Genomic DNA, 15409 nt, shown 5'->3' on the forward strand with positions numbered 1-15409 from the left:
GTGGGCAGTCTTTTGTATTTTTTGATTAGCTTTGGTCTGTCTTGATCACTTTTGCCAAAAGGTTCACCAACTCTGCATTTTGCAATTCAACTTGCTGTAATTTGTGAGTGGTCTGATCTAAAACTTCTTGCTGGATATGCATTTTCTTTGCAAGGTCTTGCATAATTTCCAAGGTCTTTTTCAAGTTCGCTTCTAGATGCACCACTTTTTCCTCGAGTGGCAAGGTTTCATGCGCGGTAGATTGCGATACGTCACGATTAAACTGTAGCCAAATTAAAAAAATAACCGCCAGCGCCAATAATAAAATAAATCCCCAAAGTAACATCAACATCATGCTCAATACTCTTTAGATATTTCTTTGACTTTCATCTTAAACAATAAATCGGCTGTGCTTGAATATTTTTTAAAGTTTTTCAATATTTTCGAGATACATCAACGTCATTACGCATGATTTTTCATCTAATTTTAGAAAATAAAAAACACCTACAAGCTAGTAGATGTTTTTTATATCGGATAAGTTTGAATTTTTAAAGAGAATGAAAGCTTTCACATAAATCGAGTAAGCGGTTCGCATAGCCCCATTCATTGTCATACCATGCGAAGACTTTTGCTTGTTTTCCTACCACCATGGTTTGATTCAAATCGACAATCAATGAATAAGGTGAATGATTAAAATCACTTGAGACCAAAGGTTCATCGGTTACTGACATAATTTCATGATAATCAAAACGTGCAGCTTTGCTTAACACTGCATTTAACTCATGCTTGGTGATAAGCGATTGGGACACAAAACTTAAATCGATTGCAGCGACATTGATCGTCGGTACACGAATCGAATAGCCATCGATTCGATCTTCCATTTTCGGCATGACCCGTTTCAATGCCCCTAGAGCTGAAGACGTCGTTGGAATAATATTTTGACCCGAAGCTCGGGCACGACGTAAGTCACGATGTGCATGATCCAATACAGATTGATCCGCAGTCACAGCATGAATTTCTGTCATAAGTGCGGTGTCTATACCAAAGGCATCATCAATAATTTTGACTAAAGGCACCAAAGCCTGCGTGGTACACGACACACTCGAAATAATTTGATCCGTCGCTTTGACTTCATGATGATTAACACCATACACAATCGCAGCATCAACACTGTCAAACGGCGCCGCACCAATAATCACACGTTTGGCACCTGCACCAATATGTTGTGTGGCTGCCTCTCGCGATCTAAATAAACCTGTGCATTCGAGTACCACATCGACATTCAGTTGCTGCCAAGGCAAAAGACTCGGCTGTGCTTCATTTAAAACTTGCACTTTGAGATGCGCTTGAGCACAAGAGATATCTAGAAAAATAGCGCCATCTTGTTCAAGAATTTCGACTTGGCCTGCAAAACGACCATGCGTGGTGTCATATTTAAACAAATGCACCATGGTTTCCACATCAGCGACATCATTTATGGCAACAATTTCATAATGAAATTCTTTTGGATTTTCAAACCAAGCGCGTAATACATTGCGTCCGATTCGACCAAATCCATTAATTGCCACTCGCTGCATGACCAATCCTTCGTTTTGAAACAAAAATAAAGCATCTATATGTTAATGGATTTCAACATGAAAACGTTATCATTTATTCGTTTAATGCTTATTGGGCTTTATTTTTATAAAACTTTAGCACCTGTATAGATCCAAATATTAGCTTCACTAGAAATGTACAGCACTAAGATCAAGTCCAAACACTATTATTAAATTGGGTATAAACATGCAATTATCCAAATGAACTGAAAAATATAAAAGCAACCCACCTTCATGTAGAGCATTCATTAACATGTTGAATTTGAAATTTCAAAGCTTTTCAAGACATATAAATAACTGATGTTATGCACGAAAAAGTAATTAAGCATTTTTAAAATACTTTTTAACTTTATTCGACGGAGTCTTACATTTTTGAATTGATAAAGGGATTAGCCTTCGGCTGGAGGTACTCTTACGAAACATTGTTTCTCATTCGGCAAGATGAGAAGCGTGCTTCGCAAGGAAATCAACTTGCCGTGCAATGCACCTCACCAACAAAACTCTTTCACTAGCGTCAAATTATTAAAAATATCGCAAAAACATTTTTGATTAAAAGTAGCACTATCTCAAACACTTGCGCATGACGTTACCGCGTATCGTTCTTTTATTTGAATCAAATTGCGCTTCTGATGTTACTGCGCAACATAAGTAAATAAAACGCAGCAACAGTGCGCTCACAAGATTAATCAATAAATACTTTCAGCGTTCCAAAGGTTTAAAAATCTAAAAATATAGGTGCTAAATTTAAAACATATAAAAAGTCATAGAGATAGCCGAAAATCATTGGTCGCTACGCCTTTTTCCGTTATAATTTAGCGTTTTTAAATTTTATGTCAGCATCTCAAGCCAGCTTTAAAATTTTGTAAGGCTTGCTTGATATGCTATTACCAAATCGAAATTAGGAGAGACTTGGTTGTGAGTACTCGTTTTATGACATCAGCTGAAATTCGCGAAGCTTTTTTAAGCTACTTTGAATCGCAAGGGCATACACGTGTCGCGTCGAGTTCTCTGGTACCTGCCAACGACCCAACACTATTGTTCACAAATGCTGGTATGAACCAGTTTAAAGACTGCTTCCTTGGTCTTGAAAAACGTGACTACGTTCGTGCTACATCTTCACAAAAATGTGTCCGTGCCGGCGGTAAACACAACGACCTAGACAACGTTGGTTATACAGCACGTCACCACACGTTCTTTGAAATGTTGGGTAACTTCTCATTTGGTGACTACTTCAAACGTGATGCCATCACATTTGCTTGGGATTTCTTAACCAACGAAAAATGGTTAGGTCTGCCAAAAGATAAACTTTATGCCACTGTTTACCATACAGATGACGAAGCATTTGATATCTGGAATAAAGAAATTGGTCTAGACGCTTCACGCATTATCCGTATCGGTGACAACAAAGGTGAAAAATACGCTTCAGATAACTTCTGGGCAATGGGCGATACAGGTCCTTGCGGTCCATGTTCTGAAATCTTCTTTGACCATGGTGACCACATTTGGGGCGGCTTACCGGGCACTCCTGAAGAAGATGGCGATCGTTTCATCGAAATTTGGAACAACGTATTCATGCAGTTCAACCGTACTGCTGATGGTGTGCTGCATGCCCTTCCTGCACCTTCTGTAGATACAGGTATGGGCCTTGAGCGTATTTCTGCAGTTTTACAGCATGTAAACTCAAACTACGAAATCGATCTATTCCAACACTTATTAAAAGCTGCTGCTGAAATCATTGGCCTGGATACCACTGAAATTGAAGCTGCTGCAAAAGCTGCAAACAAGCCAGTTGAATACCCTGCTTCTCTTAAAGTGGTTGCTGACCATGCACGCTCATGCTGCTTCCTGATTGCAGATGGTGTAAACCCTTCTAATGAAGGCCGTGGTTATGTACTGCGCCGTATTATCCGTCGTGCCGTACGTCACGGTAACAAACTGGGTGCGACTGGTTCATTCTTCTACAAAATGTTGCAGCCGTTAATCGAAGTGATGGGTGCTGCTTATCCTGAACTTGCTGCTAACCAGGCACGTATCGAAGCACAACTTCTTAAAGAAGAAGAGCAATTTGCTAAAACACTCGAGCAAGGCTTGAAATTGCTTGAAGGCGAATTGGCAAACCTTAAAGGTTCAGTGATTCCAGGCGAAACTGTATTTAAACTGTATGACACTTACGGCTTCCCGACTGACTTAACAGCGGATATTGCACGTGAACGTGATCTCACCATTGATGAAGCTGGCTTTGAAGTTGAAATGGCTGCACAGCGTCAACGTGCACGTGATGCAGGTAAATTCGCCATCGACTACAACTCAATTGTCAAAGTTGAAGGCGAGACTCAATTTGACGGCTATGACGCAACTCAAGGCCAAGGTCAAATTGTTGCAATCTACAAAGATGGCGAACAAGTTGATGAAGTTTTTGAGGGCGATGAAGCACTGATCGTTCTAAACCAAACTCCGTTCTATGCAGAAAGTGGCGGTCAAGTTGGCGATACAGGTATCTTCAAAAACGAAACTGGTATTTTTGAAGTTCAAGACACCAAAAAATCAGGCGGCGCTTTTGTACACCAAGGCATCGTGACCATGGGTAACTTAAAAGCAGCTCAAGCAGTTGAGGCGATTGTTAAAGCGGATATCCGTGCAGCAACTTCACGCAACCACTCTGCAACTCACCTATTACATGCAGCACTTCGCCAAGTTTTAGGTACGCACGTACAGCAAAAAGGTTCATTGGTTGCAAGCGAACTTTTACGTTTTGACTTTGCCAATGACCAACCTGTTTCATTTGAACAGCTTCAAGAAATTGAACGCATTGTCAATGCCGAAGTGATTGCCAATACTGCTGTTTCAACTGAACTTTTAGACATCGAGGCGGCCAAAGAAAAAGGCGCAATGATGTTGTTCGGTGAGAAATACGGTGACGAAGTACGTGTACTTTCAATGGGTACAACCAAAGATGAGAAAAACTTCTCTATCGAACTTTGTGGCGGTATTCATGTAAAACGCACCGGTGATATTGGTCTATTCAAGATTACATCTGAAGGTGGTGTTGCTGCAGGCGTACGTCGTATTGAAGCCGTTACGGGTACTAAAGCTGTTGAAGCTGCGCAAAAAGCAGATCGTGACATTCATGCAATCAACGATTTGCTGAAAGCGCAAAAAGATCAAACTTTAGAAAAAGTTGAAGCTTTGTCTCACACAGCATCTAGCTTGCAAAAACAAATTGAACAATTGAACCAAAAATTGGCAAGCTTCCAAGCCGCTGAGTTATTGAGTCAAGTTCAAGAGATTGCTGGCCGCAAAACATTAATCACCACGGTTCAAGGTGTAGATGCGAAATCACTTCGCAACTTGCACGACGGTGTGAAATCTAAGTTAGACAATGCTGTGATCGTGATCGCAGCGGTTGATGCCGACAAAGTGAGCCTGATTGCTTCGGTTGCTAAAGAATACACTGCTGCTGTAAAAGCAGGTGACATCATCAAACACCTTGGTCAAGAACTTGGCGGTAAAGGTGGTGGTAAACCTGATATGGCTCAAGGTGGTGCGCCTTATAGCGACAAACTTGAAGCGGTAATGACTGACCTCGTTGCATGGTTAGCTGCAAAATAAGACCAAAAGTCCTATAGCTCAAAGTGACTCACCTCCTTTGAGCAAATCAACAGGTTTAAGCAGTGTGTTTTTTAATGCTGGATCCTGCTTAAACATTGTTGATGCGTGAAAGCGCAAACTCAATCATCATGTTGAAACCAATATTCAACCTCTGGCTAAATGATGAAAATGGAGTCTAAAAGGCTGGGTTCATGTGAATCCCCTGCAGACACAAAGTATCTATTTGAACTCCTCCTACCTTGGAGTTCATAAGCTACGTGGTATATTAAAATCGCGCCGAAGTGCGGTCTTAAAATATGTGTAAGTGCTTTAAGTCTTTAGACTTATTTACTTGGTAAGGATAGTTATGGCATTAATCGTTCAAAAATATGGCGGTACCTCAATGGGTACTCCAGAGCGCATTTTAAATGTTGCTCGTCGTGTAAAGCGTTGGCATGATCACGGTCACAAAGTTGTGGTTGTTGTATCTGCAATGAGTGGCGAAACCAATCGTCTACTTGCTTTAGCGAAAGCCATTACCGAAACCCCTGATCCACGCGAATTAGACCAAATGGTGTCTACGGGTGAACAGGTAACGATTTCTATGTTAGCAATGGCACTTAACTCTATTGGTGTTGAAGCTAAATCACTTACAGGCCGTCAAGTCGGTATTAAAACCGACAGCGCATTTACCAAGGCGCGTATTGAAGCGATTGATACGGATGTATTGACTTCAAACCTTGACGCTGGACGTGTCATTGTAGTGGCAGGTTTCCAAGGCTTTGATGCCGAAGGTAACACTACGACTCTAGGTCGTGGTGGTTCTGACACTTCGGGTGTTGCATTGGCCGCCGCACTTAAAGCTGATGAATGTCAGATTTACACAGACGTTGATGGTGTTTACACCACTGACCCTCGTGTCGCTCCAAAAGCGAAAAAAGTTGATCGTATTTCTTTTGAAGAAATGCTTGAAATGGCATCACTTGGTTCTAAAGTCCTTCAAATTCGTTCTGTAGAATTTGCCGGTAAATACCAAGTGCCTTTACGCGTATTATCAAGTTTTGATAATGACGATGATGGCGCATTCGACGAAAACTTTAAACAAAACGTCGGGACACTAATCACCACTGAAGCGGAAGACAACATGGAACAACCAATCATCTCAGGTATCGCGTTCAACCGTGATGAAGCTAAATTAACTATTCTTGGTGTACCGGATAAACCAGGTATCGCTTCAAACATCCTTTCACCAATTGGTGATGCCAATGTTGAAGTGGATATGATTATCCAAAACGTTGAAGAAGACGGCACAACTGATTTCACATTTACAGTTAACCGTAGTGAATTATCAAAAGCGAAAGCCATTCTTGAAGCGACTGCACAAGAAATTGGTGCACGTGAAGTTGCAACTCGCGCAGACATCGTAAAAGTATCGATTGTTGGTGTTGGTATGCGCTCACACGCAGGTGTTGCAAGCAAAATGTTTACTGCTCTTGCAAAAGAAGGCATTAATATTTTGATGATTTCGACTTCTGAAATCAAAATTTCAGTGATTATTGATGAGAAATACTTAGAGCTTGCTGTACGTGCTCTACACACTGCATTCGGTCTAGACCGTGAAACAGGTGAATCAAGCGCACGTGCTTAATTAACCTTGCTGTGTGTCAAAATTTGTCATTGTTAGACAGATTTTGAAAAACATCGTAAAAATTCAGAGCCACTATAGTTTTTTTTATAGTGGCTCTGTTATATTAAACCTGAGGATTTTAAAATTTACTCAGTTTGCGACTGTCACAATGATTGTTTCAGATGCACTGCTAAATTTTTTGCTTTTACAAGTTATGAATTTTACATAACAGATCATTTGCAGGTTTTGCATTTTGCAAGGAGAGAAACATGCTGATTCTGACTCGTCGTGTCGGAGAAACATTAATGATTGGAGACCAAGTTAGCGTGACTGTACTTGGTGTTAAAGGTAATCAGGTTCGTATTGGCGTGAATGCTCCAAAAGAAGTATCTGTTCATCGTGAAGAAATTTACCAACGAATTCAACATGAACGCGCAATGCACGAACATCTCCAAAACATTGATCAAGAATATCAGCCATCTTTTGAAGAAACTGATTATTCCCCAAATAACTATAATCGCTAAGATTTAAGTTGTTTAAATCATAAAGCGGCTCATTAGGCCGCTTTAAATTTATCTAGAACATGCTTTTACTATAGACGTTCAACTAAGCTTTATTACTGCCCTTCTAGAACTTTACGTACGGGACCAAAACTGCGGCGATGTTCATCAATCACCCCATACTGCGCAATTGCTTCAAAGTGTGCTTTGGTTGGATAGCCCTTGTGTTTTGCAAAACCATACTGTGGATATTTTGCATCTAGCTCAACCATTTCGTGGTCTCGAGTCACTTTTGCCAAAATACTCGCAGCCGAAATTTCAGGATGAATCGCATCACCACCTACGACAGCATCACAGCTCATCGCTAAACCGGTTGGGACTTTATTACCATCTACCAATACGTGTTCTGGCTGCACACTGAGTTTTTCCACTGCACGACGCATTGCAAGTAATGATGCTTGCAAAATATTGATCTCATCAATTTCTTGTGCAGAACTTTCAGCAATCGCCCAAGCCAAGGCTTTTTCTTGAATCTCAATAAATAACTTTTCACGTTTTTTTTCAGTGAGTTTCTTAGAATCATTTAAACCTTCAATCGGGTTATTTGGATCTAAAATGACAGCTGCCGCAACAACCGAACCCACCAATGGACCGCGACCCGCTTCATCTGCACCAGCAATTTTCATATATCTCTCACTCAAAATAAAATACGACCCTTAATTTGGATTTGCTGATACACAACAAAACCACTGTTTGGGTCGTATAAAATGTTCTAAATCTTAGTTTTTAAATGTTTCGATCACGCAAGCATTTAAAGTATTTGTCACGATTTTAGCCGCAAGATTAGCTTGTGAAGTTTTATCCATTGCTGCTACAACCAAATCCGTTGCAGTCACGCTAGTTGTCGCTTTCTCGCCTACACATGAACACACTTCAGTTTGTAGTTCAGATTTTTGAGTTTCTGTTAATAGTTTTGAACCTGTTTTCCAGTAGCTGTTGTTATTTAGCTCAGTCACGCATTTCGCTTGAACACCCACTTTAACAGCCATCATTGCCAAGCTGTTTGCTGAAGTTGTACCTGTAGATGTACTTGTACCTGTTGTACCAGTCGCAGCACATGCAGAAAGTACAAGCGCTAATGGCGCTAGAACAGCAACTAATTTTTTCACGAATATTTCCTTTGTTCTGTTAATTAACGCGCATATTGTGCCCCAAATCACACACCATCTGATATGACTATTTAAAATAAATTCGGTAGTTGTGTAGTTAATCATCAAAGCCTGTGTTGCATATTCACAACACAGTGTCCCGATTTTAAACGACGCATATTTTTGTGGTCTGTATTAGAATCTGCATAAGATTGGACGCTTAAATAATCAACATGAGCAATAACACACAATACTACACTCGAACAGCTCAGGTCTTACATTGGCTGATGGCGATCATATTCATCGTGGCATGGTTAATTGGCTTTTATAGTGGTAATTTTCTGAGTTATGACGTCGATGGCAGCTTTAAAGGGCAAGTCATTACCCTCCATAAAAATATTGCTACTACGATTATTTTTCTGGTGGTGATACGAATCTTTTGGCGCTATACCCACCCCGCTCCAGATTTACCTGACAACATGTCCTCCGGCATGAAAACCTTGGCACATTTGGGTCATTTAGCACTTTATTTTGTACTACTGGCTTTACCTATTACAGGTTGCTTATTTAGTTGGAGCGCAGGTCACCCGGCCCCTGTCCTGTATTTGTTTGAAATACCACGCTTGGTCCAAGATAATCCTGAATTACTTGCCATCGTGAAACCGCTACATATTTGGATTTCTTGGGCAGCAGGCTTGCTCTTAGTCGGTCATATTTTGGCAGCACTGAAACATCATTTTATTGATAAAGACCATGTGCTCAAAAGCATGACACGACAACCAAAACCCTAATAAAGACAAAATAAAAGCCACATCATGTGGCTTTTATTGTGAGCATCATCTTTTAATTCAGCACTTGCTGAGCACAGCCGCGCATACTATTCAAAACCGCTTTAGATATCAGTTTATTCTTTTCAGTTTCATTCACTGCAGCAGTCATCAGATCTTTCGCACCGATATCATCCATAGCATGCTCACTCACGCACTGACAAATCGCAGCTTGATTGTCTTTTTTCTGTTGAGCACTCATAAACAACGCAGCACCTTTCCAAATTTTAGAACTATTTAACTCTTGCGAGCATTGATATTCAATCACAGGCTTTAGCATACGCTGACTTAAACTTGATTTATCTGCACTAGCAGCGGATGAAATCAATACTGCGGCTAAAAATGTAATCGATGAGGCAAATATAGAGCGATTTGAATGAGAGAAAAGCATGATTTAGACATAAAAAAGGCAGTGAATATTCACTGCCTGAGATTATACGCTGATTATTAATTCAACGCTTCAATCTTTTTAATCCAAGTTTGTTTTTCTGCATCTGAAATAAATGATGCTTCAAAAGAGTTAATTGCCAGTTGCTTTAACTCTGCATTGCTTAGATCAAGAGCTTCGGTGATCGCAATAAAGTTATCATTCATATAGCCACCAAAATAAGATGGATCATCTGAATTGACGGTCACATGCACACCTTGTTGCAATAGTCGGCGAATATTATGATCAGCCATATCATTCACCACACAAAGTTTTAAATTACTCAGCGGGCAAACGGTTAATGGCATTTTCTCTGCAATTAAACGCTGCATTAAGACAGGATCTTCTTCTGAACGTACACCATGGTCAACACGATTTACTTTCAGTAGATCCAAGGCTTCCCATACGTATTCTGCTGGACCTTCTTCCCCTGCATGCGCAACAATAAGAAAACCTGCTTCACGTGCTTTGGCAAAAACACGTTCGAATTTTGATGGCGGATGCCCCACTTCACTCGAATCTAAACCAACACCAATAATTTGATCTTTATATGGCAAAGCCTGTTCTAGAGTTGAAAATGCTGCATCTTCAGATAAATGACGTAAGAAACACATAATCAGATGTGAGCTAATGCCCAGTTTTACTTTGGCATCATCACAAGCGCGTTGTAAGCCATTCAAAACCGTTTCAAAAGCAACGCCACGATCTGTATGAGTTTGTGGGTCGAAGAACATTTCAGTATGAACCACATGATCTTCTGCACATTTTTCTAAATATGCCCATGCTAAATCATAAAAATCTTGCTCATGAATCAGTACATTTGCACCTGCATAATAAATATCTAAAAAAGACTGTAAATTATGAAAATTATACGCTTCTTTTAATTCTTCGACTGATTGATAAGGGATTGCAATATTGTTGCGTTGGGCAATTGCAAACATGAGTTCAGGCTCAAATGTCCCTTCAATATGCACATGTAGCTCTGCTTTTGGCAAAGCGCGAATCAGCTCAAGTTGATCCATCTCTTATCCTCATAAAAATAAAAAAGGGTGCAAACTGAGTTTACACCCTTTCGCTGTTTGACAGTATTAACCGCCAAATGCAGCAAATTTCAATGCCCAAAGTGCAGCAATAATCCAGACCATATATGGTACAGTTTTCGCCTTACCTGTAAGCAATTTAACCAATGCATAGCTAATGAAGCCCATTGCAATACCGTCTGCAATTGAATACGTAAACGGCATAAATACAATTGTCAAGAATGCAGGGACTGCTTCAGTAATATCATCCCACTCAATATGAACGATACCTTGAATCATCAACACACCCACAAACAACAATGCTGGCGCAGTTGCAAAACCTGGTACTGACTGAGCAAGTGGTGCTAAGAACAATGCCAAAATAAACAATACAGCAACTACAACTGCAGTTAAACCTGTACGACCACCGGCAGCAACACCTGCTGATGATTCAATATAAGGCGTAGTTGATGACGTACCCAATGCCGCACCCGCAACAATTGCAGATGAGTCAGCAAATAATGCTTTCTTCAAACGTGGTAATTTACCGTCTTTTAATAAACCTGCACGGTGTGATACACCGACCAATGTACCTGTAGAATCAAATAAATCGACCAAGAAGAATACAAAGATCACGCCAATCAAACTTGCGGTGAATAGACCTTCGAAGTTCATTTGCATGAATGTTGGAGCGATTGAAGGAATAGCACCTACAACACCTTTAAATTCGTTGAAGCCCAGCAGGGTTGAAATTGCAGTAATCACCAAAATACTGATGATGATTGCACCACGTACTTTAAAGTGATGCATAACCACAACCATCAAGAAGCCAAGTAAAGCTAACAAGACAGACGGCTGTTTTAAATCACCCAGACTGACCAATGTTGCAGGGTTATCAACAATAATGCCGGCATTTTTCAAAGAAACCAGCGCAAGGAATAAACCAATACCGCCACCGATCGCCAGTTTAAGCGACATTGGAATCGCATTGACAATCGCTTCACGGATTTTGAACATGCTGATAGCGATAAAAACAAGGCCAGAGACAAATACCGCAGCTAGAGCAGTTTGCCAATCCACGCCCATACCCAAACATACAGAATAGGTAAAGTAAGCGTTTAAACCCATACCGGGTGCTAAGGCAATTGGATAGTTAGCAACAAGACCCATCACCAAACAGCCAATGGCTGCTGCTAAACAGGTTGCGACAAAAACAGCACCATGATCCATACCCGTTTCGGACAAAATCATTGGATTGACAATAATGATGTAACACATTGTCAAAAAAGTAGTTACACCTGCAATGACTTCTGTTTTGAAACTGGTTTTGTTTTCGCTCAGTTTAAACAGACGTTCAAGCATGTTCTCGGAAGATGGATTAGGAGTCGTCATGACCTAGCCCCTATGAAGTAAACTTTATGCATATAAGCATTCCACAAAATTAATCATGTAATGTATTCATCATTAATTTTGTGTATGCCTAAGCAACGAATATGCCAATTCGGCAGATTGTAGGCTTTAAAAAATCCTATTTTCAACAGCATACAACACAGTACAAATGTTGAAATTTGCAAACAAAAAAGCTGCATAAACCTATGCAGCTCCTCTATTTATGTCATTTAATTCGTATTTAATATCAATAAATACTGATCAAATTAATTTCGGCAAATTATAACACATTGATTTTTTAATGTTTCCACATTTTCATCGCTTTTCAATTTAGTAAATTTAAGACATTGTTTTATTTATAAAGTTTCAAATTATTATATGTAAAAATAAAATATCAATATTTAGACGAACTCCTCAAGATCATGCTTGAGCTCAATTCAAAAGCAGCAAGATTGATTTTTTTTTAGCGCGTATAAGGTGATGCGTTCAAATCATCATTGAACACCTGATTAATTTCTTGCTGTCGCTTTAACTCTGCATTTTTATAAACACTAAACCCTAAGAACACAATGCTGAGTATAAAAATTGGTATCAGTATTTTTTTCATAACAAAATTTTATTCATGTTTAAATATTTGGCTATAATAACAAAAAACTTAAACAAAAAAGTGACGTATTTCACAATTTTATATCTTATTAAGTCATTTAATAAGCTATTTGTTCGATCAATGTTAACTTTGTAATATATTTTAGACTGATAGACAAGATAATCGCTGAATGATTTTTCGAATCCTTTTCCGCAAAAAGCTTCAAATCATAGATCATTTCACATACGAAATTTAAAGCACCATCAATTTCACAGCCCCACCATTAAATCTCGAATGAAGAAGATAAAAAACCGCTGACTTCAAGGCAGCGGCTATACATATTCTTTTCAGTCTAAGCTTTTCAATTTCGAAATTAAGCGGCTTGTTGTTCATCTCGCTTAAAGACCAATTCACCCTTTAAGCTACTCTCTGCATCGAAATAATAACCATCGGTATTGAACGACTTGATATCTTCAATACGTTCAATTTTATTTTCCAACAAATAACGCGCCATTAGGCCACGTGCTTTTTTGGCATAGAAGCTGATGACTTTATATTTGCCGTTCTTTTGATCGATAAAAACAGGCTTGATGATTTCGGCTTTGATTTTTGATTCTTTGACCGATTTATAGTATTCATCTGAAGCAATGTTGACCAAAAGTTCAGAGCCGGCTTTTTCCAAATCGTCATTGATGAGATTGGTGATGGTATTGTCCCAAAACTCGTATAGGTTATGTCCACGTGGATTTTGCAGCTTGGTCCCCATCTCTAAACGATATGGCATCATTAAATCAAGCGGACGCAATAAACCATAGAGACCCGAGAGCATACGCAAATGGGTTTGTGCATATTCAAGGTCTGAGTATGTAAGTTTATAAGCATCTAAACCGGTATATACATCACCTTTAAAGGCAAAGATTGCTTGGCGTGCATTGGCAAAATCAAAATCAGGCTGCCAATCTCGGAAGCGCTCAACATTTAAAGTCGCAATTTTCTCACTGACACTCATCAAGCTTGAAATTTCACTTACCGACAATTTACGTGCGACTGAGATTAATTCTTCAGAATGATCTAATAGCCGTGGTTGAGTGAATTTTTCAGTCGGTAAAGCGGTTTCGTAATCTAAAGTTTTTGCTGGAGAAATTAAAGCGAGCATAAACATCCTGACTAATTTTTAATTAAACAAACTATAACAGTAGAGTATTTTCAAATCCAATCTGTGTTTTTGATAAACATAATCTGTAAACTATGCGACTCTCCCGCTTTCACATTTTAGTCATTATGTCAGAACAACTGTTCATTCAAGGGCCTGTTGGTCAGCTTGAAATTTTTGTTGATTATCCACAGGGTGAAGTGAAAGGATTCGCGGTAGTTACACACCCTCACCCATTGCAAGGTGGCACACCACAGCACAAAGTACCTGTGCTTTTAGCGCAAATGTTCTTAGAACGTGGCTATGTTGTCTATCGCCCAAGTTTCCGCGGCTCTGGCCAAAGTGCAGGAATACATGACGAAGGCAATGGTGAAACTAAAGACACTATGCAAGTCATTGAATTTGCTCGCAACCAACATCCGAACCTGCCATTTTATGCAGGCGGTTTTAGTTTCGGTGCAAATGTCATGACTAAATGCTATGCCCTTTTGCCTGTAGAATTACAGCCTGTACAGACTATTTTATGCGGCTTACCAACCACAACAGTTGCAGGTGTACGTCACTATGTGACACCGCATATTAAGGGTGATATTTTATTTATTCAGGGTGAAGAAGATAATGTCACACTGTTATCTGACTTGATTCAGTGGGCCAAACCACAGCGCCATTTAATCACGGTTTTGCCAGGTGCAAACCACTTCTTTACGGGTTATCTCAAACAGCTTCGTATTGCGATTTCACGCTTTTTAGTATAAACAATACCAAATATGAGTCAGCTTAACTGGCTCATTTTTTTTGCCTAGTGACCGCTCTATTCCCCCAATATTCCAGATAAACTGAACTACTCGCTTGTCGAGTTATCCATTTTTTTGCATTAGTGATCACAATTCGTTCAACATGTAATGACTTAAGCCTATGCTCGTTTAATTTTGATTACGCCTCAATTTTTTATCTAAAAACCAATTATTTACTTGTTTAAATAATCAACTACAGAAATAATACCCAGAAAAATGAACATAAAATTTAGAGGGAAAAATGAAATTTATTGTTGCTGTGATTTTAAGTCTAAGCATTGCAGCTTTGGTCTATTATTTTAATTCAACCCCATCCACAACGACAAATTTGCCAGCGTCTACGGTTGCTGCGAACGATGGTCCCAAAGCCTATTTGACTGCGTCATACAAGATGAATGTCGATGGTCGTGATTTTAGCTTAAAAATGGTCTACGACTTTCCCAACAGCCAAGTGTGTGAAGCCCAACTCAACAGCACTGACACCATGAATATGATTTCAACCTTTAAGCAACGCTGTTCGAGTGACTCGGTGTGTAAAGAAGCTGAAATTTCGTCTTGTTCATCTTTTACCGATCAAAAATATAAAGATATGCTCGATAAAAACTATCATGACACCCATTATATTTATTTAAGCGATAGCAAATTGACTGATCAACGTGGTGTGATCGTGTTTTGGGGACTCAATGAACAAGAGTCAGAAAAAATGTGTGACTATGTGAAAAAGAGCAATCGAACTATTAATCCTATCAATATTGAATGTCTATAACTTTGTTCGAT

At 39.4% G+C, this 15409-nt stretch carries 14 protein-coding genes; 6 read left to right on the forward strand and 8 right to left on the reverse strand.

Annotated features, from left to right (window positions below; genetic code table 11):
* Window positions 1–25 precede the first annotated feature (25 nt).
* Together FTU13_RS15530 and FTU13_RS15535 are read right to left on the reverse strand one after the other, a co-directional pair.
* A complete protein-coding gene (locus FTU13_RS15530; RefSeq protein WP_078194432.1) occupies window positions 26–328 on the reverse strand; it encodes a hypothetical protein in 303 nt (100 codons plus the stop codon).
* A gap of 199 nt (window positions 329–527) precedes the next feature.
* Window positions 528–1556 (reverse strand): type I glyceraldehyde-3-phosphate dehydrogenase, encoded by a 1029-nt coding sequence (locus FTU13_RS15535; RefSeq protein ID WP_180023959.1) that lies wholly within the window; start codon window positions 1554–1556, stop codon window positions 528–530.
* A 933-nt stretch (window positions 1557–2489) separates the two neighbouring features.
* Between FTU13_RS15535 and alaS the strand changes: the two genes are divergently transcribed.
* The 3 genes from alaS (at window position 2490) to csrA (ending at window position 7313) form a co-directional block, all read left to right on the forward strand.
* Window positions 2490–5183, forward strand: a complete 2694-nt coding sequence (gene alaS / locus FTU13_RS15540) for an alanine--tRNA ligase (protein ID WP_180128767.1) — start codon at window positions 2490–2492, stop codon at window positions 5181–5183.
* Window positions 5184–5529: 346 nt separating this feature from the next.
* On the forward strand, window positions 5530–6810 hold the full coding sequence (locus tag FTU13_RS15545) for an aspartate kinase (protein WP_078194395.1): 1281 nt from the start codon (window positions 5530–5532) through the stop codon (window positions 6808–6810).
* 248 nt (window positions 6811–7058) lie between these two features.
* The gene (csrA, locus tag FTU13_RS15550) at window positions 7059–7313 is read left to right on the forward strand and encodes a carbon storage regulator CsrA (protein ID WP_180128768.1); all 255 of its coding nucleotides are present in this window, start codon (window positions 7059–7061) and stop codon (window positions 7311–7313) included.
* 92 nt (window positions 7314–7405) lie between these two features.
* Here the strand turns inward: csrA and rnhB are convergent, their stop codons facing one another.
* On the reverse strand, window positions 7406–7975 hold the full coding sequence (gene rnhB / locus FTU13_RS15555; RefSeq protein ID WP_111885320.1) for a ribonuclease HII: 570 nt from the start codon (window positions 7973–7975) through the stop codon (window positions 7406–7408).
* 93 nt (window positions 7976–8068) lie between these two features.
* Window positions 8069–8458, reverse strand: a complete 390-nt coding sequence (locus tag FTU13_RS15560) for a hypothetical protein (RefSeq protein WP_078189082.1) — start codon at window positions 8456–8458, stop codon at window positions 8069–8071.
* A gap of 212 nt (window positions 8459–8670) precedes the next feature.
* Here FTU13_RS15560 and FTU13_RS15565 point away from each other — a divergent pair, with 212 nt between their 5' ends.
* Complete coding sequence (locus FTU13_RS15565) at window positions 8671–9228, forward strand: cytochrome b (protein ID WP_078189083.1); 558 nt, start codon at window positions 8671–8673, stop codon at window positions 9226–9228.
* A gap of 52 nt (window positions 9229–9280) precedes the next feature.
* On the opposite strand, the gene FTU13_RS15570 is transcribed toward FTU13_RS15565, so the two are convergent.
* From FTU13_RS15570 to yaaA, 4 genes are all read right to left on the reverse strand, one after another.
* The gene (locus tag FTU13_RS15570) at window positions 9281–9655 is read right to left on the reverse strand and encodes a hypothetical protein (protein WP_111885321.1); all 375 of its coding nucleotides are present in this window, start codon (window positions 9653–9655) and stop codon (window positions 9281–9283) included.
* Between the two features lie 56 nt (window positions 9656–9711).
* On the reverse strand, window positions 9712–10713 hold the full coding sequence (locus FTU13_RS15575; RefSeq protein WP_180128770.1) for an adenosine deaminase: 1002 nt from the start codon (window positions 10711–10713) through the stop codon (window positions 9712–9714).
* Window positions 10714–10779: 66 nt separating this feature from the next.
* Window positions 10780–12102 carry an NCS2 family permease gene (locus FTU13_RS15580; RefSeq protein ID WP_180106859.1) on the reverse strand — a complete coding sequence of 441 codons (1323 nt, stop codon included), beginning with the start codon at window positions 12100–12102 and terminating at the stop codon, window positions 10780–10782.
* 956 nt (window positions 12103–13058) lie between these two features.
* Window positions 13059–13841, reverse strand: coding sequence for a peroxide stress protein YaaA (yaaA, locus tag FTU13_RS15585; protein ID WP_180128771.1), 783 nt, complete (start codon window positions 13839–13841; stop codon window positions 13059–13061).
* A 125-nt stretch (window positions 13842–13966) separates the two neighbouring features.
* Here yaaA and FTU13_RS15590 point away from each other — a divergent pair, with 125 nt between their 5' ends.
* Window positions 13967–14593, forward strand: a complete 627-nt coding sequence (locus tag FTU13_RS15590; RefSeq protein WP_180128773.1) for an alpha/beta hydrolase — start codon at window positions 13967–13969, stop codon at window positions 14591–14593.
* A gap of 280 nt (window positions 14594–14873) precedes the next feature.
* A complete protein-coding gene (locus tag FTU13_RS15595) occupies window positions 14874–15398 on the forward strand; it encodes a hypothetical protein (RefSeq protein WP_180085752.1) in 525 nt (174 codons plus the stop codon).
* Window positions 15399–15409: the final 11 nt, after the last annotated feature.

Source organism: Acinetobacter sp. YH12064, from assembly GCF_013419735.1.
Classification (GTDB): Bacteria; Pseudomonadota; Gammaproteobacteria; order Pseudomonadales; family Moraxellaceae; genus Acinetobacter; species Acinetobacter amyesii.

Excerpts from the sequence above, each read along its gene's own strand:
- FTU13_RS15545 (WP_078194395.1), top strand. The coding sequence starts at position 5,530 with ATGGCATTAATCGTTCAAAAATATGGCGGTACCTCAATGGGTACTCCA.
- rnhB (WP_111885320.1), bottom strand. The coding sequence starts at position 7,975 with ATGAAAATTGCTGGTGCAGATGAAGCGGGTCGCGGTCCATTGGTGGGT.
- FTU13_RS15570 (WP_111885321.1), bottom strand. The coding sequence starts at position 9,655 with ATGCTTTTCTCTCATTCAAATCGCTCTATATTTGCCTCATCGATTACA.
- FTU13_RS15590 (WP_180128773.1), top strand. The coding sequence starts at position 13,967 with ATGTCAGAACAACTGTTCATTCAAGGGCCTGTTGGTCAGCTTGAAATT.
- FTU13_RS15535 (WP_180023959.1), bottom strand. The coding sequence starts at position 1,556 with ATGCAGCGAGTGGCAATTAATGGATTTGGTCGAATCGGACGCAATGTA.
- FTU13_RS15595 (WP_180085752.1), top strand. The coding sequence starts at position 14,874 with ATGAAATTTATTGTTGCTGTGATTTTAAGTCTAAGCATTGCAGCTTTG.
- csrA (WP_180128768.1), top strand. The coding sequence starts at position 7,059 with ATGCTGATTCTGACTCGTCGTGTCGGAGAAACATTAATGATTGGAGAC.
- FTU13_RS15580 (WP_180106859.1), bottom strand. The coding sequence starts at position 12,102 with ATGACGACTCCTAATCCATCTTCCGAGAACATGCTTGAACGTCTGTTT.
- FTU13_RS15565 (WP_078189083.1), top strand. The coding sequence starts at position 8,671 with ATGAGCAATAACACACAATACTACACTCGAACAGCTCAGGTCTTACAT.
- FTU13_RS15575 (WP_180128770.1), bottom strand. The coding sequence starts at position 10,713 with ATGGATCAACTTGAGCTGATTCGCGCTTTGCCAAAAGCAGAGCTACAT.
- yaaA (WP_180128771.1), bottom strand. The coding sequence starts at position 13,841 with ATGCTCGCTTTAATTTCTCCAGCAAAAACTTTAGATTACGAAACCGCT.